The 19,049-nt window shown below is 64.9% G+C and carries 19 protein-coding genes; 14 read left to right on the forward strand and 5 right to left on the reverse strand.

Annotated features, from left to right (window positions below; genetic code table 11):
- Nucleotides 1-2: 2 nt before the first annotated feature.
- The 5 genes from CKO27_RS10075 to mtnA all read right to left on the reverse strand — a co-directional run bounded on the left by CKO27_RS10075 (nucleotide 3) and on the right by mtnA (nucleotide 7,489).
- On the reverse strand, nucleotides 3-1,169 hold the full coding sequence (locus tag CKO27_RS10075) for a phosphoglycerate dehydrogenase (RefSeq protein WP_200374757.1): 1,167 nt from the start codon (nucleotides 1,167-1,169) through the stop codon (nucleotides 3-5).
- Between the two features lie 114 nt (nucleotides 1,170-1,283).
- Nucleotides 1,284-2,366 (reverse strand): 3-phosphoserine/phosphohydroxythreonine transaminase, encoded by a 1,083-nt coding sequence (gene serC, locus CKO27_RS10080; RefSeq protein ID WP_200374758.1) that lies wholly within the window; start codon nucleotides 2,364-2,366, stop codon nucleotides 1,284-1,286.
- A gap of 111 nt (nucleotides 2,367-2,477) precedes the next feature.
- Nucleotides 2,478-5,114, reverse strand: a complete 2,637-nt coding sequence (gyrA, locus tag CKO27_RS10085; protein WP_200374759.1) for a DNA gyrase subunit A — start codon at nucleotides 5,112-5,114, stop codon at nucleotides 2,478-2,480.
- Nucleotides 5,115-5,262: 148 nt separating this feature from the next.
- A complete protein-coding gene (locus CKO27_RS10090; RefSeq protein WP_200374760.1) occupies nucleotides 5,263-6,339 on the reverse strand; it encodes an EAL domain-containing protein in 1,077 nt (358 codons plus the stop codon).
- Between the two features lie 94 nt (nucleotides 6,340-6,433).
- Nucleotides 6,434-7,489: an S-methyl-5-thioribose-1-phosphate isomerase gene (gene mtnA, locus CKO27_RS10095; protein ID WP_200374761.1), complete on the reverse strand. Its 1,056-nt coding sequence runs from the start codon at nucleotides 7,487-7,489 to the stop codon at nucleotides 6,434-6,436.
- A 68-nt stretch (nucleotides 7,490-7,557) separates the two neighbouring features.
- On the opposite strand from mtnA, the gene CKO27_RS10100 reads away from it, so the two are divergent.
- The 14 genes from CKO27_RS10100 to CKO27_RS10165 all read left to right on the forward strand — a co-directional run bounded on the left by CKO27_RS10100 (nucleotide 7,558) and on the right by CKO27_RS10165 (nucleotide 18,790).
- Nucleotides 7,558-8,868, forward strand: coding sequence for a TRZ/ATZ family hydrolase (locus CKO27_RS10100; protein ID WP_200374762.1), 1,311 nt, complete (start codon nucleotides 7,558-7,560; stop codon nucleotides 8,866-8,868).
- A 344-nt stretch (nucleotides 8,869-9,212) separates the two neighbouring features.
- Nucleotides 9,213-9,461, forward strand: coding sequence for an MrpF/PhaF family protein (locus CKO27_RS10105; protein WP_200374763.1), 249 nt, complete (start codon nucleotides 9,213-9,215; stop codon nucleotides 9,459-9,461).
- A 1-nt stretch (nucleotide 9,462) separates the two neighbouring features.
- Nucleotides 9,463-9,828, forward strand: a complete 366-nt coding sequence (gene mnhG, locus CKO27_RS10110) for a monovalent cation/H(+) antiporter subunit G (protein ID WP_200374764.1) — start codon at nucleotides 9,463-9,465, stop codon at nucleotides 9,826-9,828.
- Nucleotides 9,825-10,079 (forward strand): Na(+)/H(+) antiporter subunit B, encoded by a 255-nt coding sequence (locus CKO27_RS10115; RefSeq protein WP_200374765.1) that lies wholly within the window; start codon nucleotides 9,825-9,827, stop codon nucleotides 10,077-10,079. Before mnhG ends, CKO27_RS10115 begins: the two co-directional genes overlap by 4 nt.
- Nucleotides 10,076-10,810 (forward strand): hydrogen gas-evolving membrane-bound hydrogenase subunit E, encoded by a 735-nt coding sequence (mbhE, locus tag CKO27_RS10120; protein ID WP_200374766.1) that lies wholly within the window; start codon nucleotides 10,076-10,078, stop codon nucleotides 10,808-10,810. Before CKO27_RS10115 ends, mbhE begins: the two co-directional genes overlap by 4 nt.
- 183 nt (nucleotides 10,811-10,993) lie before the next feature.
- The gene (locus CKO27_RS10125; RefSeq protein WP_200374767.1) at nucleotides 10,994-11,374 is read left to right on the forward strand and encodes a sodium:proton antiporter; all 381 of its coding nucleotides are present in this window, start codon (nucleotides 10,994-10,996) and stop codon (nucleotides 11,372-11,374) included.
- Complete coding sequence (locus CKO27_RS10130; protein WP_200374768.1) at nucleotides 11,374-12,849, forward strand: complex I subunit 5 family protein; 1,476 nt, start codon at nucleotides 11,374-11,376, stop codon at nucleotides 12,847-12,849. The genes CKO27_RS10125 and CKO27_RS10130 overlap by 1 nt, the downstream gene beginning before the upstream one ends.
- The gene (locus CKO27_RS10135; RefSeq protein ID WP_200374769.1) at nucleotides 12,846-14,624 is read left to right on the forward strand and encodes a proton-conducting transporter transmembrane domain-containing protein; all 1,779 of its coding nucleotides are present in this window, start codon (nucleotides 12,846-12,848) and stop codon (nucleotides 14,622-14,624) included. The genes CKO27_RS10130 and CKO27_RS10135 overlap by 4 nt, the downstream gene beginning before the upstream one ends.
- Nucleotides 14,624-15,535: a respiratory chain complex I subunit 1 family protein gene (locus CKO27_RS10140; RefSeq protein WP_200374770.1), complete on the forward strand. Its 912-nt coding sequence runs from the start codon at nucleotides 14,624-14,626 to the stop codon at nucleotides 15,533-15,535. The genes CKO27_RS10135 and CKO27_RS10140 overlap by 1 nt, the downstream gene beginning before the upstream one ends.
- Nucleotides 15,535-16,167 carry a NuoB/complex I 20 kDa subunit family protein gene (locus CKO27_RS10145; RefSeq protein ID WP_200374771.1) on the forward strand — a complete coding sequence of 211 codons (633 nt, stop codon included), beginning with the start codon at nucleotides 15,535-15,537 and terminating at the stop codon, nucleotides 16,165-16,167. The genes CKO27_RS10140 and CKO27_RS10145 overlap by 1 nt, the downstream gene beginning before the upstream one ends.
- Nucleotides 16,167-16,736 (forward strand): NADH-quinone oxidoreductase subunit C, encoded by a 570-nt coding sequence (locus tag CKO27_RS10150; RefSeq protein WP_200374772.1) that lies wholly within the window; start codon nucleotides 16,167-16,169, stop codon nucleotides 16,734-16,736. Before CKO27_RS10145 ends, CKO27_RS10150 begins: the two co-directional genes overlap by 1 nt.
- Nucleotides 16,733-17,878, forward strand: coding sequence for an NADH-quinone oxidoreductase subunit D (locus tag CKO27_RS10155; protein WP_200374773.1), 1,146 nt, complete (start codon nucleotides 16,733-16,735; stop codon nucleotides 17,876-17,878). The genes CKO27_RS10150 and CKO27_RS10155 overlap by 4 nt, the downstream gene beginning before the upstream one ends.
- A gap of 36 nt (nucleotides 17,879-17,914) precedes the next feature.
- Nucleotides 17,915-18,307 carry a 4Fe-4S dicluster domain-containing protein gene (locus CKO27_RS10160; protein ID WP_200374774.1) on the forward strand — a complete coding sequence of 131 codons (393 nt, stop codon included), beginning with the start codon at nucleotides 17,915-17,917 and terminating at the stop codon, nucleotides 18,305-18,307.
- Nucleotides 18,308-18,316: 9 nt separating this feature from the next.
- Nucleotides 18,317-18,790, forward strand: coding sequence for a Na+/H+ antiporter subunit E (locus tag CKO27_RS10165; protein ID WP_200374775.1), 474 nt, complete (start codon nucleotides 18,317-18,319; stop codon nucleotides 18,788-18,790).
- Nucleotides 18,791-19,049 lie beyond the last annotated feature (259 nt).

The raw sequence follows: 19,049 nt of genomic DNA on the forward strand, positions 1-19,049 counted from the left end.
CTTCAACCGAGGCAACGCACGGAGAGCACCCCATCGATCGAGGCGAGCTGATCGAGCGTGTTCTCGGGACAGCGCTGGTCGACATCGATGAGCGTCACCGCCACATCGCCGCGCGAGCGGTTGAGCATGTCGATGATGTTGAGCCCCGCGTTGGCGAGATCGGTGGAGATCTGACCGAGCATGTTGGGCACGTTGCTGTTGACGATGGCGAGCCGCAGTCCGCCGTTGCGCGGCAGACATATCTCGGGGAAGTTGACCGAGTTGGTCACGTTGCCGTTTTCCAGATACTCCCGAATCTGATCGGCCACCATGACCGCGCAATTGTCCTCGGCCTCGCGGGTCGAGGCGCCGAGATGCGGCAGGGTCACGACGCGCGGATGGTCCTTCAGCCGATTGGTCGGGAAATCGCAGCAGTAGGCATAGAGATGCCCCTGATCCAGGGCGGCGATCACGGCCTCGTCGTCGATGATGCCGTCGCGCGAGAAATTCAGCAGCACGGCGCCCTTGGGCAAGGCGCGGATGCGCTCGGCGTTGATCATATGCCGGGTCTGCTCGGTGAGTGGCACATGAAAGGTGACGAAATCCGAGCGCGAGAGCAGATCGTCGATGCTCAAGGCCGGCCGCACGTCGCTTTCGAGCTGCCAGGCACGATGGACGGTGATGGTCGGGTCATAGCCGACGACCTGCATCCCCAGGGCACGGGCGGCATTGGCCACCTTGACCCCGATAGCCCCGAGCCCGACCACGCCCAGGGTACGGCCCGGCAGCTCGAAGCCGCCGAACGCCTTCTTGCCGGACTCCACCGCCTGATTGATGGCCGCGTCATCGCCCGAGAGACCGCGCGCGAACTGCCAGGCCTGAGCGATGTTACGGGCGCTGATCAGCATGCCGGCGATCACCAGTTCCTTGACGGCATTGGCATTGGCGCCCGGGGCGTTGAAGACGACGACCCCGCGCGCGGTCATGGCGGCGACCGGCACGTTGTTGGTGCCAGCGCCGGCGCGGCCGATGGCCTGGACCGTCGCCGGAATCTCCATGTCGTGCATCTTGGCCGAACGCACCAGGATGGCGTCGGGGTGGGCGATCTCGGAAGCGACCTCGTAGCGGTCGCGCGGCAGGCGCTCCAGCCCGGCCACGGAGATGTTATTCAGCGTCTGGATCTTGAACATAGGTAGAAGGTGTCAGTTGTCAGGTGGCGGTTGTCAGTGGAGGACGGTCGGTTTCAGTGGACAGAGAGGATGGCCGCCGACAGCGACCAACTGAAAACCGACAACTTCCGTCCCTCAGCCGTTTTTGCGCTCGAATTCCTGCATGAAGGACACCAGCGCCTCGACGCCGGCCTCCGGCATCGCATTGTAGATGCTGGCGCGCATGCCGCCGACCGAACGGTGTCCCTTGAGCGTGGTCAGTCCGACCGCCTTGGCCTCCTTGAGGAAGAGGTCGTCGAGATCCGCGTTGGCCAGCGTGAAGGGGACGTTCATCCAGGAACGCGCGATCGGATCCACCGGGTTGGCGTAAAAGCCCGAGGCATCGATGACGTCATAGAGCCGCTTGGCCTTGCGCGCGTTGACGGCCGCCATGGCCTCCAGCCCACCCATGTCCTTGAGCCACTTGAACACCAGCCCAGCCAGATACCAGGCATAGGTCGGCGGGGTGTTGTACATGGACTCGTTGTCGGCGTGGATCTTGTAGTCGAACATGGTCGGTGTGCCCTGCACCGGCTGGCCGATCAGATCCTCGCGCACGATCACGATGGTCAGACCCGCCGGGCCGATGTTCTTCTGGGCGCCGGCATAGATGAGTCCGAAGCGCGAGACGTCGACGGGGCGCGAGAGCAGGGTCGAGGACATGTCGGCCACGAGCGGCTTGCCGTTGGTCTCGGGTACATAGGGGAACTCGACGCCCTCGATGGTCTCGTTCGGGGTGTAGTGGACGTAGGCCGCGTCCGCGCTCAGTTTCAGCTCGTCCTGCGCGGGCGCGCGCGTGAACTTGACGGCCTCGGTGCTCGCGGCGACGTTGACCGAGCCGTAGTGGCGCGCCTCGGCGATCGCCTTCTTGGACCAGGAACCGGTGTTGAGATAATCCGCGCCTTCCGCCCCGCGCAGCAGATTCATCGGAATCATCGCGAACTGGCTGGAGGCGCCGCCCTGCAGGAAGAGCACCTTATAGTTGGCTGGGATGGCGAGCAGCTCGCGCAGATCCGCCTCGGCCTGTGCCGCGATGGACATGAACTCCTTGCCGCGATGGCTCATCTCGGCCACGCACATGCCGCTGCCCTGCCATTCGAGCATCTCGTCCCGGGCCTGGGACAAAACCGACTCGGGAAGCATCGCCGGACCGGCGCTGAAATTATAGACGCGAGCCATTCTCACATTCCCCATGGGTAGTTTTCAGTGGACAGTGTTCCGTGGACAGTACCCTATCGGCACGGTCCACAAGTCTGGCGCCAAGTCACGGGAAGCACGGACCCGGGCGCCTTATTGATCGGTGGCGCCCTCGTCTCCGACCTCGGGTTCGATGTCCAGGCCCTCATCCGGGGCTATGTCCTCGCCGCCGACGTCCTCGCCAGCCTCCTTGTCGCCATCCAAGGCCACGATACGCTCGACGCAGACCAGACGCTCACCCTCCCCGAGGTTGATGAGCTTCACGCCCTGGGCGCTACGGCCGACCACCGGAATCTGGTCGATCGGGGTGCGGATCAGGGTACCGCCCTCGGTGATGAGCATGATCTCGTCACCGGGGCGCACCAGCACGGCGCCAACCTGGGCGCCGTTGCGATCCGAGGTGCCGATGGCGATGACGCCCTGGGTGCCGCGTCCCTTGGTGGGGAAATCCTCCACCCGACTGCGCTTGCCGTAGCCATTCTCGGTCACGCTCAGGACGGTTCCGGGCTCTGGCACCAGCAGCGAGATCACGCCCTGGCCTTCCTTCAGCATGACGCCGCGCACACCGTGGGCGGTGCGGCCCATGGCCCGCACCTGATCCTCGGGGAAACGGACCGCCTTGCCGGCGGAGGTGAAGAGCATCAGATCCCGTTGGCCGTCGGTGACGGCGACGCCGATCAGATATTCGTCATCGCGCAGATCGATGGCGATGATGCCACGCGAGAGCGGACGCGAGAAATCGTTGAGCGGGGTCTTCTTGACCGTGCCGGCGCTGGTCGCCATGAAGACGTAATAGCCTTCCTCGTACTCGCGCACCGGCAGCATGGCATGAATGCGCTCGCCCGCCTCCAGCGGCAGCAGGTTGACCATCGGCCGACCGCGCGCGCCACGCCCGGCCTGGGGCAGCTCGTAGACCTTGAGCCAGTAGACCCGACCCCGACTGGAAAAACAGAGCACCGTGTCGTGGGTGTTGGCGACGAAGATGCGGTCGATGAAGTCCTCCTCGCGGAAGGAGGTCGCGCTCTTGCCCTTGCCGCCACGCCGCTGGGCCTGGTAGTCGCTGATCGGCTGCGTCTTGACGTAGCCCTGGTGTGACAGGGTCACCACCATGTCCTCGGGGGCGATCAGATCCTCAAGGGTCAGATCCGTTTGGTCGATCAGGATCTCGGTGCGACGGACGTCGCCGAACTGCTCGCGGATGGCGGTCAGTTCCTCGCGAATCACCTCCATGAGGCGATCGGGATCCGAGAGAATCAGCAGGAGCGCGGCGATGGTCGCCAGGATCTCCTCGAACTCCTTGAGGATCTTCTCCTGCTCCAGCCCGGTGAGACGGTGCAGTTGCAGGTCCAGGATCGCCTTGGTCTGACGCTCGCTCAGCTTGTAGCCCTGGTCGCCGAGTCCGAGTGCCGCGTCCAGATCCTCCGGTCGCGTCCGATCGGCGCCGGCCCGCGCCAGCATCCCGGTCACGGCCCCTGGCGGCCAGTCGCGCGTCATCAGACGCTCGCGAGCCTCCGCCGGGCTGGATGAACTCTTGATGGTCGCGATCACCTCGTCGATGTTCGCCAGCGCGATCGCATAGCCTTCCAACACATGCGCCCGATCGCGCGCCTTGCGCAACTCGAAGAGGGTGCGGCGGGTCACCACGTCGCGGCGATGACGCAGGAAATATTCGAGGATCTGCTTGAGGTTGAGGGTTAGCGGCTGACCATCGACCAGCGCCACCATGTTGATGCCGAACACCTGCTGCATCTGGGTGTGCTGATAGAGGTTGTTCAGCAACACCTCGGCGTGGGCGTCGCGCTTGAGCTCGATGACGACGCGCATGCCGTCCTTGTCGGACTCGTCGCGCAGCCCGTCCTGGGCGATGCCATCGATCTTCTTTTCCTTCACCAGCTCGGCGATGCGCTCCAGCAGCCGCGCCTTGTTGACCTGATAGGGGATCTCGGTGACGACGATCGCCTCGCGCCCGCTGCGCTTCTGCACCTCGGTGTGGGTGCGCGCGCGCATCACGACCCGTCCGCGCCCGGTCCGATAGCCTTCGCGAATGCCCCGGATCCCATTGATGAGACCCGCGGTGGGGAAATCCGGTCCCGGCACGATCTCCATCAACTCCTCGATGGTGATCAGCGGATTCTCGATGATCGCCAGACAGGCATCGATGATCTCGCGCAGATTGTGCGGCGGGATATTGGTCGCCATGCCGACGGCGATTCCGGACGAGCCATTGACCAGCAGATTCGGGAACCGCGCCGGCAGCACCACGGGCTCATGCTCGGTGTTGTCGTAGTTCGGGGTGAAATCGACGGTATCCTTGTCCAGATCGTCGAGCAGGGCGTCCGCGATGCGCATCATGCGCACCTCCGTGTAACGCATGGCGGCTGGCGGATCGCCATCGACGGAGCCAAAGTTGCCCTGCCCGTCCACCAGCAGATAGCGCAGCGAGAACGGCTGGGCCATGCGGACCATGGTGTCGTAGATGGCCGAGTCGCCGTGCGGGTGGTATTTACCCATGACGTCGCCGACCACGCGCGCGGACTTGCGATGGGCGCGGTTCCAGACGTTGCCCTGCTCGTGCATGGAGAAGAGCACCCGTCGATGCACGGGTTTGAGACCGTCGCGCACGTCTGGCAGCGCCCGCCCCACGATCACGCTCATGGCGTAATCGAGATAGGAGCGACGCATCTCGTCCTCGAGGTTGATGGGCAGGACTTCTTTGGCGAAATCTGACATGGGCTTGGTCAACCGGCTTTCAGCATGCGGCGCGGACCCGGGGCGGGAACCGCGTTGGGGCTTGTTCTAAGCCGACCGATTCTACCACGACCCGGAACCCGTCGCCGCCACCCATCGGCCGGACAGCGGGCCCTCCGCCACGATCTGCTCAAACGGACGTCCAGAAGGCGACCGGGGCCGGCTTCGGCGGATGGGGCGCGGGCCGGGCGAACAGATAACCCTGGACCATCGTCGCCCCCTCGGCCACCACATAGGCCAGCTCATCCTCGGTTTCGACGCCCTCGGCGAGCACCTGGATATCGAGATCACGGGCGATGCCGACCAAGGCCCGGAACACCGACTGGCGCCGTTGGTCGGCCTGGATGCCCCGGATGATCTCCATGTCGACCTTGATGATGTCGGGCCGGAGGCTCGCCAACAGATTGAGCGAGGCGTAACCGCTTCCGACATCGTCCAGGGCCACCTGGTAACCGGCCTCGCGATAGAAATCGAGGATGTTCTTCAGATGGTCGATATCGCGGATCCGCTCGGTCTCCACCACTTCGAACACGATGCGATCGGATTCGAACCCCAACTGGTTGGCCCAGCCGACGGTGCTGCGCAGACAATGCACCGGATCATAGATCGCCGTGGGGACGAAATTGATGAACAGACGCTCACGAATGCCCTCGGCCGCCGCGCAACGCAGGGCGGCTTCGCGCGCCTGGCGATCGACCTGGAACAGCAGATCGTTGTCCGTGGCCATGCGGAAAATCTCGTCCGGAAACATCAGGACACCGTCCTGGGCACGCGCGCGCAGCAGGGATTCGTAGCCGACCACGGCACCCGTGTCGGACGCCAGGATCGGCTGAAACCAGGCGGTGAATCCTTTGCGATCGAGGATATCGAGCAGCGCGCCGGCCTCCAGGAGTCCCAGCCAGCGCGCCAGGGTCCGGGCGCGGGTGAAAGCCTGAAACGTCAGGGTCTCGTCCGGATCCAGGAGCAGCGCCGAGATCCCCTGACACTCCAGTTCGTTGAATGAACCTGAGTCGCGAATCAGCGTAAGGAACTCGACCAGGTTCGCATCCGGGAGCGTGACGACCATCTCCTCGGCGAGATATCCCAGCCCCCGTACACCCAGGAAATCGACGAGCTTGTCCATCAGCTCACGCACGACGAAGGTCAGCAGAAGGTTTCCACGTTCATCGGGCGAGAGCGGAAGGGCCTGGCAACGCGCGCAGCTCATAAGGATGTCTCTCCTTGGCGGGGATGCGCGAGGTGCCCGGCAGGAACCAGGACACCCCGGCACGAGGAAGCCCCATTAGAAGACAAAAGGCGGATCAGCCCATCAGCGCCCGCATCTTCTCCGTCGTTGGATTAAGCACGACGCCGCGCTCGGTCACGATGGCATCGACCAGCGCCGCCGGGGTGACGTCGAAGACCGGATTGCGGGCGACGCAGCCCGCCGGGGCCAGGCGCCGGCCGCCGCAGCTCAGCAACTCCTCGGGATCGCGCTCCTCGATCGGGATCCCGGCGCCGGAGGCGATCTCCATGTCCACCGTCGAAGTCGGCGCCGCGACCATGACCTTGATCCCGTGATACCTCGCCATGACGGCCAAGCCGTAGGTGCCGATCTTGTTGGCGACATCGCCGTTGGCGGCGATCCGGTCGGAGCCCACGATCACCCAGCCCACCGAGCCGCCGGCCATGAGACTGGCCGCCGCGCCGTCCGCCTGCAGGGTGACCGGGATGCCGTCGTGCATCAGCTCCCAGGCCGTGAGCCGCGCGCCCTGCATCCAGGGCCGGGTCTCGTCGGCGTAGACGCGACGGATCTTGCCGGCCGCATGGGCGCTGCGAACCACCCCAAGCGCGGTGCCATAACCGCCGGTCGCCATCGCGCCGGCGTTGCAGTGGGTGATGATGTCGGTCGGGCCCTCGATCAGCTCGGCGCCCAGGTCGCCGAGCCGGCGATTCGCGGCACGGTCCTCTTCATGAATGGCCAGGGCCTCGTCGAGCAGCGCCTGGGTTGGGTCGCTCGTGTCCAGTTCGGCGATGCGGGCGCGCATGCGGCGAATCGCCCAGAACAGGTTCACGGCCGTCGGCCGCGAGGCCGCCAGACACTCCAGATCGGCCTCGATCGCCGCCTTCCAGCCGGCACCGGCGGCGGCATAAGCCGCGCGACCGGCCAGCGCGACGCCATAGGCGGCGGTAACACCGATCGCTGGCGCGCCGCGCACGACCATGGCGCGGATGGCCTCGGCGACGTCCGCGGCCCCATCGTAGGCCAGGAATTCGGCGCGCTCGGGCAGGATGCGCTGATCGGCCAGATAGAGCCGGCCCGCGTGCCAAAGGGCCGCGTCGTCAGGGGTGGGGATGGTGGGCAGCGTGGTTTTCATCGATGGCTCCTTATGGCATGTTGCCGCCTATTGTCCCTGATTCGACGCCACAACCAAAGGACCGACCGATGCATGCCGAGCTCCTGATCCATTCGCGGTGGATCCTGCCCGTCGACCCCGCGAATCGGCAGCTCACCGATCATGCGATCGCGATCGCCGACGGCCGGATCCTGGCCATCCTGCCCGGCGAGGAGGCCCGACGCTCGGTCCAGGCCCAACGGGTGGTCGAACTGCCGGATCATCTGCTGATTCCGGGCCTGGTCAACGCCCACACCCACGCCCCCATGACACTGATGCGCGGCCTGGCGGACGATCTGCCGCTCATGACCTGGATGCACGATCACATCTGGCCGCGCGAGCGACGCTGGGTCGATCCGGGCTTCGTGGCCGATGGCGCCCGGCTGGCGATCCTGGAGATGCTGCGCGGCGGCGTGACCTGCTACAACGACATGTACTTTCATCCCGAGGTCAGCGCCCAGCTCACCGCGGAGGCCGGGATGCGGGCCATGATCGGCATGATACTGGTCGATTTCCCGACCGGCTACGCGGCGACGACGGACGACTACATCGCCAAGGGTCTGGCCCTGCGCGATCAGTACCGCGACCATCCGCTCATCCAGGTCGCCTTCGCGCCACACTCGCCCTACGCGGTCTCCGATGAAGCGCTGCAACGGGTGCAGACCCTGGCCAGCGAACTGGACATCCAGATCCACACCCATCTCCATGAAACGCACGAGGAGATCGTCCAATCCCTGCGCGATCACGGCGAACGCCCCATGGCCCGGCTCGATCGAATGGGACTGATCGGACCCTCGCTGATCGCCGTCCACATGACCCAGCTCGAGGACGCGGAGATCGCGCGTCTGGCCGAGGCCGGCGCCCATGTGGTGCATTGTCCCGAGTCCAATCTCAAGCTCGCGAGCGGCTTCTGTCCGGTCGCCAGGCTGCTGGAGGCCGGCGTCAACGTAGCGCTCGGCACCGATGGCGCCGCCAGCAACAACGATCTGAATCTGCTCGGCGAGATGCGCACCGCCGCCCTGCTCGGCAAAGGCGTGGCGGGATCCGCCGCGGCGGTTCCAGCCGCGACGGCCCTGCGTCTGGTGACCATCAATGGGGCACGCGCGCTCGGACTGGACGGCGAGATCGGCTCGCTCGAACCCGGCAAGTCCGCCGATCTGGTGGCACTCGACTTGCGGGAACCCCAGACCCAGCCCATCTATCGCCCGGTATCCCAGCTCGTCTATGCCGCCGGCCGGCATCAAGTCCGGCAGGTCTGGATTCGCGGCCGTCAGGTCATTCGCGACGGAATCCCGACCAGCCTCGATCCCTCGCCCATCCTCTCCGCCGCCCAGGTCTGGGGGGATCGACTCCGCGCCTGATGCCCGCGAAGGTCGCGCCTCGCCATTGAGAGGCCGCGACGCGCCCATCCGGGCATCCCAAAGCTGGATCCAAGGACGCTGGCCGATTCATCCGAGATTCAGGCAACCCGTTGACCAGAATAACAATAGCGGACGTCCGACCGCTCGCGGCCTGGTCGTGACCGCCAGATCCCCGACGCCGGCCAGATCAATAAATCATAGAATCATCGAATTCTTATTTTTAAAAGGCATACAATAGCCGGCCTTGGCCCATGGCCCGCGAACGCATCCAGCTCCACGCCCGCCTAAATTCCTCGCGCGACTCGGCGGATCGGCCCGGCTCCGATCGGCTCTAGGTACTCCTCATGCTTACGCTGTTCCTCTTGCTGCTCATACCGCCCATCCTGATGATTCTGTGGCGTTTCTTCAGGGGACCCGATGCCGCTAACCGGATTCTCGCCCTGGATACGCTGACCGTGCTCTTCGTGGCCCTGCTGGCCCTGCTCGCCATCCTGTTCGAGCGGAGTATTTACCTCGACGTGGCGCTGGTCTTCGCGATGGTCGGTTTCGCCGGCGTGATCCTGTTCGGGCGTTTCCTGGAAAAGGGGGTCTGAGATGGAATACCTGGGCTATGTCCTGATCGTCGGCGGCCTGGTCTTTTTCTGGATCAGCGGCCTGGGTCTGATCCGGATGCCGGATTTCTTCACGCGCATGCATGCCGGCACCAAGGCGACGACCCTGGGCTCACTGCTGACGCTGCTCGGCGCGGCCTGCCTGGAACCCCTTTGGGCGCCCAAGCTGCTGATCCTCGCGCTCTTCATCCTGCTGACCAATCCCTTGAGCGCCTCGGTGCTGGCGCGCGCCGCCTACCGAAGCGGGACGGATACGGTCGCCATGACCCATGACGCCCGTGCCGAGCGCGACGCCCCGGCTCCGAGCCCGGATCCGGACCCATCGAATACAAGCGAGGCCAAGGCATGACCGGTTTATTCGCGATCCTGCTGTTCGCCTGGATGATCGGCGGGGCCATCATGGCGATCACCCAGACCGACTTTCTGCAGGCCCTGATCGGCTTTTCCCTGGTCAGCCTGGGCGCGGTCGGCCAGTTCTTTCTCTTGCAGGCACCCGACGTGGCCCTGACCGAGGCGGCGATCGGAGCGGCGGCGGGCAGCTTCGTGATGCTGATGGGCGTGCGTCAGCTCGGCCGCCACGAAGATAAGGAGTTGCGATGAGCCAGGTTCCCTTGCGCAAACGGGTCCGGGTCAAGACCCTGCTGCTGGTTCTGCTGTGCGGCTGGCTGCTGGCCCTCTTCCTGACGATCCTGCTGCCTCATGGGCTCGACGGCCTGTCCGGCACGGTTGGCGATGCCCTCCTGGAGCGCAACGCGGAGACCGCCTCGGCCAACGCCGTGACCTCCGTGGTCGTGAGCTATCGCGGCTTCGATACGCTGGGCGAGGTGACGGTGCTGTTCCTGGCCGCCACCGGGGTCGGGATGCTGTTCGGCGGTCGGCGCCAGGAGGAGACCGGGGCGTCCGTGGCGCGGCGCGCGGCGCCGAACGAGATGATGGTCACGGGCGCGCGCCTGCTGTTCCCCGTCCTGCTGCTGCTCGGCGTCTACATCATCGCGCATGGTCATCTCTCGCCCGGCGGCGGTTTCCAGGGCGGCGTGATCATCGCGACCGCCTTCTTCCTGCGCCTGCTGGCGGATCCCGACTTCGTTCTGGATCACGCCCGCGTCGGGTTGCTCGAATCGCTCTCGGGCAGCGGCTTCGTCCTCCTCGGGCTGCTGGGTCTGGTGCTGCTGTCCACCGGCACCTTCCTCGGCAACTTTCTGCCGCACCCGGTCGAGGCCATGGGCCGACTCGTCAGCGCCGGGGTCATTCCGCTCATCTACGTCCTGGTCGGCGTGAAGGTCGGAGCGGAGGTCGGAGCCATCTTTCAGGACATGCTGGAACAGGAGTAGGTCGACCGAGGGATCGCCGGGCTGGATCGAGGCTGGATCCTCCATTCCCGGCGAGCCTTGCGCCACCATCCGGTCAATCCTGAATGCCCTGTCGGTCCTGTCCAGTTCCCAGACGGAAATGTTGTTCAAGCGGCTGACGGGGGGAGTCCATCCTCTCGGCCGACCGCCCACGGAGTCGTAACCATGCTCGAATTCCTGGATAGCCCCAGGGTGCTACACGGCATCTATATCCTGGGGAGTCTGACCCTGTTCTTCATCGGTCTCTATGGTCTGCTGGCCAAGCGCCATCTGCTCAAGGCACTGATCGGTATCGCCGTGATGGAACTGTCGGTCTATCTGCTGTTCATCGCGCTCGCCACCTCGCCCGGCGAAACGGCGCCCATCCTCGCGGACGGTCTGATCGATTTCACCGGGATGGCCGATCCGATCCCGCAAGCCCTGACCCTGACCGCCATCGTCATCGGCATGGCGGTGCTGGCGCTCGGGGTCTCGCTGGCGATCCAGTACCACCGCCTCACCGGCAACAGTGACATGCGTGCGATGACGGAATTGAAGGATTCGTGATGGCGTTTCAACTCACCCCCGTCTGGTTCATCGCCCTACCCTTGCTGGTCGCCTTCGCGGCACCCCTGTGGGTCCGGCTGGGTCTGCTCATGTCGATGCTGTTCGCGACGCCGCTCGTCCTCTTCGGACTGGCGGTCTCGCTGTTTCCGGCGGTTGGCGACGCACCATTGCTGGAGACCATCGTCATCGCCCCGCCGCTCGGGATCCATCTGCATCTGGATTCCGCCTCGCTGCTGATGGTCGCCCTCTTCAACCTGGCTGGCGTGCTGTTCGCCTCGTTCCTTTGGCTTGGCGATACCGAGCCGCATCTGCGCGGGCGCGGGCCATTCGTCCTCATCCTGCTGCTGATCACCGGCTGCACCGGATTGGTCTTGACCGGCGATCTATTCAATCTCTATGTGTTTCTGGAAATCGCCGGGGTCAGCGCCTACGCGCTGAGCGCGCTCCGCCGGGACAAGACCGCGCTGGAGGCCGGACTCAAATATCTGATCATCGGCTCGGTCGCGGCGATCTTCATTCTCCTGGCGATCGTCCTGCTCTACCTAGAGACCGGGCAGCTCAACCTGGCCGCGCTGGCGCGGGACTTCGGCGATATCCCGGCGGCCATGCAGGGCCTGATCGGGCTGCTCCTGCTGGTGGGGTTGGGCGTCAAGGCCGAGCTGTTCCCCTTCAATGTCTGGGTGCCGGATATCTACCGGGGCAGCGATCCGGCGGTGACCTCGCTCTTCTCGGGCATCCTGGTCAAGGCGTTCCTCTTCGTCCTCTTCCATCTGGTCTTTCTGCTGCTGGCCGACCCGGCCGTGGCGCGGGCCTGGCTGATGGCCCTGGGCGCGCTCACCATGCTGGTGGCCGAACTGGTGGCGCTGCGGCAGCAGGACATGCGTCGCATGCTCGCCTATTCCTCGCTCGGACAGGTGGGTCTGATCACCCTGGCGCTCGGCTTCGCCAGCGAGGCGACCACGGCCGGAGCCCTCTTCCACATGGTCAACCATACCCTGGTCAAGATGCTCCTCTTCTTCGTCGCCGCGCTCATGCTGCGCCGCTTCCTGTCGCTGCGACTGGCGGATCTGCGCGGTGTCGGCCACGCCATGCCGGTGGCGACCGCTCTGTTCGTGCTCGGAAGCCTGGCGGTGCTGGGACTGCCGCCACTGAGCGGCTTCGTCAGCAAGCTCTGTATCCTCAAGGGCTTCGCCGAGGCCCAGGCGTTCTGGCCGATCGCCCTGATCCTGCTCGCCGCCCTGATCGAGGCCGGCTATTACTTCCGCTGGATCAAGGTCTTCTACGACAGCGACCCGGCGGCGCCCCAGTGCCGGTCCGATGACGGCCCGGCCTATCTCCCGCTCGTGCTGATCGCCGGTCTCCTGCTGCTGCTCGGCGTCGCGCCCTTCCTGATCGAGGATTGGTTCGTCCAGGCCGCGCGCGCCCTGCTGGGACGCGGGACCATTCTGGAGAGCGTGCTCGGAGTCCAGTCATGAGCCTGATGATCAAGATCCTTTTCCTCGCCGTCTCGCTGAGCCCGGCCCTCACCCTGTCGACCTGGGGCGAGAGCCTCGCCTGGCCGTTGTTCGGCGGGATCGAGCTGCTGTTCGACCTCAACCCGATCTCGGCCTTCTTCCTGCTGCTGCTCGCGCTGGGCGCGCCCCTGGTGGCCCTGCCGATGCTGCGGGGCGCGCCGGACCGACCCGCCTATGCGCTCTACGCGCTCCTGCTGCTGGGGATGCAGCTCCTATTGCTCGCGGGCGATTTCATCGGCTTTTTCGTCGGCTGGGAGATCATGACCTGGAGCAGCTATCTGCTACTGCTACGCTCCTCGCGGACCGATCTGGAAGGGGCACAGTCCTACATCCTCTTCAATCTCGCCTCCGCCTTCCTGCTGCTGGCGGGGATCCTGGTGTTTCATAGCCTCACCGGCGACTTCCGGATCCAGGCGATCGACCAGCTCGGCGGCCCGGAGCCTCTGGCCCTGGCCGTCCTGTTCGGTCTGGCCTTCCTGATCAAGGTCGGTACGCTGCCGCTGCATCTCTGGGTGCCGCGCGCCTATGACCAGGCGCCCGACATCTTCAGCGCCTTCCTCTCGGCGCTGATGTCCAAGATGGGCGTCTATGGCCTGATCCTCCTGGCGACCCTCTTCCCCGAGGCGCTGAGCGGACTGCTCGGCCGTCTGCTCAACGGTCCGGCGGCGGGCTACATCCTGGCCTGGATCGGGGTCATCACCTCCATCGTCGCGACCTTCAAGGCGATATCCCAGGAGGACATGAAACGTCTGCTGGCCTATTCCTCCATCGCCCAGGTCGGCTATATCACCACGGCGATCGGGGTCGGCAGCTCGCTGGCGATCGGCGGCGCGCTCTTCCAGGCGCTGGTGCATACCCTGGTCAAGCTGCTGCTCTTCATCACGGTCGCCGGGATCATCCTGCAAACCGGACGGCGGCGTTTCAACGACCTCGGTCATCTGATCGACCGCATGCCGATCTCCTTTCTCGCCGTGCTCATCGGCATCATCGGACTGGCTGGCATGCCGCCCCTGCCCGGCTTCGCCGCCAAGTATCTGATCTTCGTCTCACTGATCGACGCCCGCTGGCTGTTGCTGCTGGCGGCCATGCTGCTGTCGAGCACCGCCGCCTTCATCTACTGCTACAAGCTGATCTACGCGCCCTTCCTCGGCCACGCCAACTCGCCCGAGGCCAAGACGGCGACCGAGGCGCCCTGGCCCTACCTGGTGCCGCAAGTCATTCTCATGGGACTGCTGGTCGCGCTCGGGATCTTCCCCGGATTCGGCATCCAGTTCCTCATTGATCCGGTGCTGACCGCGCTCGGCCTGGCGCCGATCGGCGCGCCCTCCTGGGGCGAGCTCGCCACGCCCTATGGCGGCTATGACGGCGTGGTGCTGATGACGGTGTTCGGCACCGCCTTCGCGCTCGTGACCGGGGGCTTTTTCCTGCTGCGCGGACGGATGCGACGGGCCGGCAGTCCCTACGATCTCAGTTATGCCGGCGAAGTCCCAACCGCCGACACGCCCTTGCATTATGGTGCGGGCATGGGCCGCGAACTGCGCCGCATTCCCCTGATCGGCTGGATCCTGCTCCACACCACGACGGGCTTCCTGACCGGATTGACGCGACAGTCACTGGCGGCGGCCGGGTTGCTGGGAGGCTTCTATGGGCGTAACCCACAGACCTGGATCCTGCTGGCCGTGCTGCTGTTCGCCCTCGCCCTGACCCTTGTGACGCTGACAGGAGGAGCCCTCTGATGCACGCCATCGTCGATTCGCTGGCCATGATCGGCATCAGCTATGTCATGGGCTTTCTCTTCTATGGCTTCTACCGCCAGTTCAACGCCCGCGTGCAGCGCCGCTGGGGACCGAGCCTCTGGCAGAACTTCTTCGACAACATGAAGTTCCTGCTCAAGACCGAGACCCTGACGCATGGCCCCATGTTCTTCCTTGGCCCCATGATCATCGCGGCGGGGGCCATCACGACCGTGCTCTTCGTCCCCTTCCTGAAGGACTCCGACTGGCTCCAAGGCTTCTCGGAGCACGGCAACCTCATCCTCATCATCTATCTGCTGGTCGTCGGCCCGCTGGGCAACGCGCTGGCGGTGGGCTCCAGCGGCAATCCCTTCGGCGTCATGGGCGTCACCCGCGGACTCACGCGCCTCATGGGCCTGGAAGTGCCCTTCTTCCTCGGGCTGGCCCTGGTGATGCTGCAACACGAGACCACCTCGGTGCACGCCATCATGGCCGCGCAGGACGGCCTCGCCCAATGGAACCTGTTCACCAATCCGATCGCCTTCATCGTCATTCTGCTGCCCTTCATCGCCAGCCAGAACGCCTCGCCCTTCGACGTGGTCGGCGCGCCGGTGGAGGTCTACGCCGGACCTCGGGTGGAATTCGGCGGGCGTCTGCTGGGATTGCTCATGACCCAGAACATGATGATGACGGTCGCCAAGCTGGTGCTGGTGGTCGATCTCTTCATGGGCGGAGCCGGCAACGTCCCGATCCTGATCCTCAAGGCGTTCAGTCTCTTTCTGCTGACCGCCTCGATCAGTCTGGTCTTTCCCCGCCTCAAGACCGAGCAGACGGTGGATTTCTTTTGGAAGGTTCCCCTGGGACTGGGTGTCCTGGGGGTCATCGCAACCGTCTGGTTGCCCTGGGGTGCCTGATGTATCACAAGAGCGAATGCGAGGGATTTCAATGCGAGCAGCGGATGCTGGAGGAGTCTCTCGGCCAGGAGAACGCCCAGACGGGTCTGGTCGATCGTCTGGTGGGCTGGCTGCGCCAGCGTAGCCTCTTCGTCCTCGCCTACGGAACCGGCTGCGGGGCGATCGAGATGCGTCCGCTGATGACCAGCCGCTTCGATGCCGAGCGGTTCGGGATCATCGGCGCGCCCACGCCGCGTCAGGCCGATGTCCTGGTCATCAGCGGCTATCTGGCCCTCAAGACCCTCAAGCGCGTCATTCGCAGCTACGAGCAGATGCAGGAGCCCAAGTACGTGATCGCGCTGGGCAGTTGCGCCATCAACGGCGGCATGTACTGGGACTCCTACAACACCATCAAGCAGTTGGACCACTACCTCCCCGTCGACATGTACATCAACGGCTGCATGCCCCGGCCCGAGGCCCTGATCGAGGGCTTCGCCGCGCTCCAGAAGAAGATCGGACGCGGCGAACCGAGCGGATTCAAGCGCTATCGCGAAAACATCGACTGGTACAAGGCCAATCAACGCCGGGTGCTCGGAGAGAACATGCCGCCGGACTACACCTACGATTGGTATCACGCCGGAGGCGTCGCCTGATGCTGGACGCCCTGCTACCGCATCTGGATGGATTCGACATCCAGGACCAGACCCAGCGCAACGATCGCCTGGCCTTCGTGCGCGTCCCCAAGACCCAGCTTTTCTCGCTGCTCGGACTGCTCAAGCAGGGTCACGGCTTCGCGACCCTGACCACCATCGCCTGCACCGACTGGATCGAGGACGGGGTCTTCCGTCTCACCTATGTGCTCGAAACCGCCGGGCGCGACCGCGTGCTCGGGGTCCAGGCCGACATCGGCCGCGAAGGCGAGGAGTTGGCAACCTGCATCCCGCTCTGGCCACAGGCCGAGATCTTCGAGCGCGAGCTGCATGAGATGTTCGGCATTCCCATCACGGGGCATCCGAGCCTCGGCGATTTCATGCTGGAGGGCTGGACCCACACCCCGCCCATGCGACGCGAATTCGACACCCTGAAGTTCGTCCAGGAGAACTACGAAATGCGCTCGGGACGCGAGGACAACCAGGACGTGCGGGAGGCGATCCGCCGACGCAAGGAGGCCAAACAGGTCGCCAAGTCCAAACCGGCGAGCGAGGATGGAGCGCCCTCATGAGCGATCGCCTCCCAAACGCCGGCTCCCGGACCGACGGCCCCAAAACCGACACCATCAAGATCTTCCATGGCCCGCAGCACCCTGGGGTCACGGGCAACATGAGTATGGAACTGGACCTCGACGGCGAGACCATCGTCAAGGCCGTGACCCATGTCGGCTATCTGCATCGCGGCTTCGAGAAGCTGATCGAGCGGCGCACCCTGATCCAGGCCTTCACCATCGTCTGCCGCATCTGCGTCCCGGAACCCGATCCCAACGAAGAGAACTTCGCGCGCGGCGTCGAGGAACTGGCGGGGCTCGAGATCAGCGAGCGCGCCAAGTTCATCCGCGTCATGGTCCTCGAACTCTCGCGTCTCCAGGCCCATTACCTCTGGCTGGCCGGCCAGGGCGGCTCGATCGGGCACGAGGTCGTCCCCCAATGGGCGGTCGGCGAGCGCGACTACATCCTCGACCTCTTCGAGGAGCTGACGGGCGGGCGCGTCTATCACATGTACATCTACCCCGGCGGCGTCAAACGCGACCTGCCGGACGGTCTGCTGGAACGCCTGAGCGACCTGCTGAACACCCTGGAGCAACGGCTGCCCGAGTACGACCGGATCTTCTTCGACAATGCCGGCGTGAAGAAACGGCTCCAGAACGTCGGCGTGGTGAAGCCCGAGGAGGCCATCGGCAACGGCTACACGGGGCCGGTGATCCGCGCCTGCGGCCTCCCACGCGACGTGCGCCGGGACGCGCCCTATCTGGTTTACGACCAGCTCGACTTCGAGATCCCGACCCAAACCGGAGGCGATGCCTACGCCCGCGCCCTGGTGCGTCGCGCCGAGATGTACCAGAGCCTCCGTATCCTACGGCAGGTCATCGAGCGGATGCCCCCCGGCGAGATTCAATGCAAATTGCCCCGGCACCACAAGTTCACGCTGCCCAAGGGCGAGACCTACGTGCAGAGCGAATCCGCGCGCGGCGCCTTCGGCTATTTCATGGCGGGCGATGGCAGCGAATACCTGCGTCGACTGCAAGTCCGCGGCCCCTCCATCGTCCACGGCTTCACCCTGCTGGAGCCGCTGCTGGTCGGCGCGCAACTCGCGGATGTCGCCCTGATCATGAATTCGCTGGGCATCTGTCCGCCCGAAATCGAGCGTTAACCCGAGCCATCCACCCACGCCAATGGAGATGTCATCATGGCCTGGAATCCCGATCTCAAAGGGTTGATTCAGCCCTTCAGCGCACTCAAATTCAGCTTCAAGCAACCCTATACCCTGAACTACCCGATCGAAAAGCGACAGGAGGTCGCGGATTATCGCGGCTTCCACGTCAACAGGCTGAGCCTCTGCGTGGGCTGCGGGAACTGTCAGGAAATCTGCATGAACGAGGCCATCGACATGGTCGAGGTCAGCGGCGAACTCAATCCCAAGAACGCCAGCGGTCTGGTGCCCCGCATCGACTACGGTCGCTGCTGCTGGTGCGGTCTCTGCACCGATGTCTGCGGTCCGGATTCGCTACGTCTGGAAGGCGACTACACCTATGTCAGCGCCGACGCCGACAGCTTTCTCTACATGCCGAAGGACAAGTAGGAGCCACCCATGCAACGACTCCAATGGGGCGCGGTACTCTTCGTCGTCTGGCTGGGCCTGACCAACTCGCTCCAGATCCAGGAGGTGCTGGCCGGTCTGCTGGTCGTGTCGGCCATCGTCTGGCTGACGATCCCGAAGCCGGCCGGCGGCGAGCACGGCCAACCCTGGAGCCTGCTCAATCTCCTGCTCTATCTACCGGTCTTTCTCAAGGATCTGGTGCTCGCGAACATCGACGTCGCCAGTCGGGTACTGAACCCGAGGCTGCCCATCAATCCGGGGATCGTGCGGATCCGCACCGGACTCACCGCCCCCTATCAGCGCCTCATGCTCGCCAACAGCATCACCCTGACCCCAGGCACCGTGACCCTTGAGATGGAAGGCGAGGATCTGTACGTCCACTGGATCGACGTTCGCACGACCGATCCGGACGCCGCGGGCGAGACGATCAAGGGCAACATGGAGCGCGCGATCGCGCGGATCTGAGGCGACTCGGGCCGGGACTAGCGCTCCAATTCGTAGGATGGGCAAAGCCCGTGGCAATAGGCCGAGTCTGGCTGTAATGCCGGTCGGGTAGTGTTCTAAATTTGTGCATACCCCGAATGGCACTAAGATAAGCCCAACCTGCTGAAACGCATGAGAAAGGCTGGCGGTGGTGGTAGGCTGAGAGTGGCCAAACCCAACTGCCCACCCGTGGAGCCAGCCCCCATGCATCCTCGTCAGCGCGCCGCGCAGCGGCAACGAC

The organism is Thiocystis violacea (genome assembly GCF_016583575.1).
GTDB lineage: Bacteria > Pseudomonadota > Gammaproteobacteria > Chromatiales > Chromatiaceae > Thiocystis > Thiocystis violacea.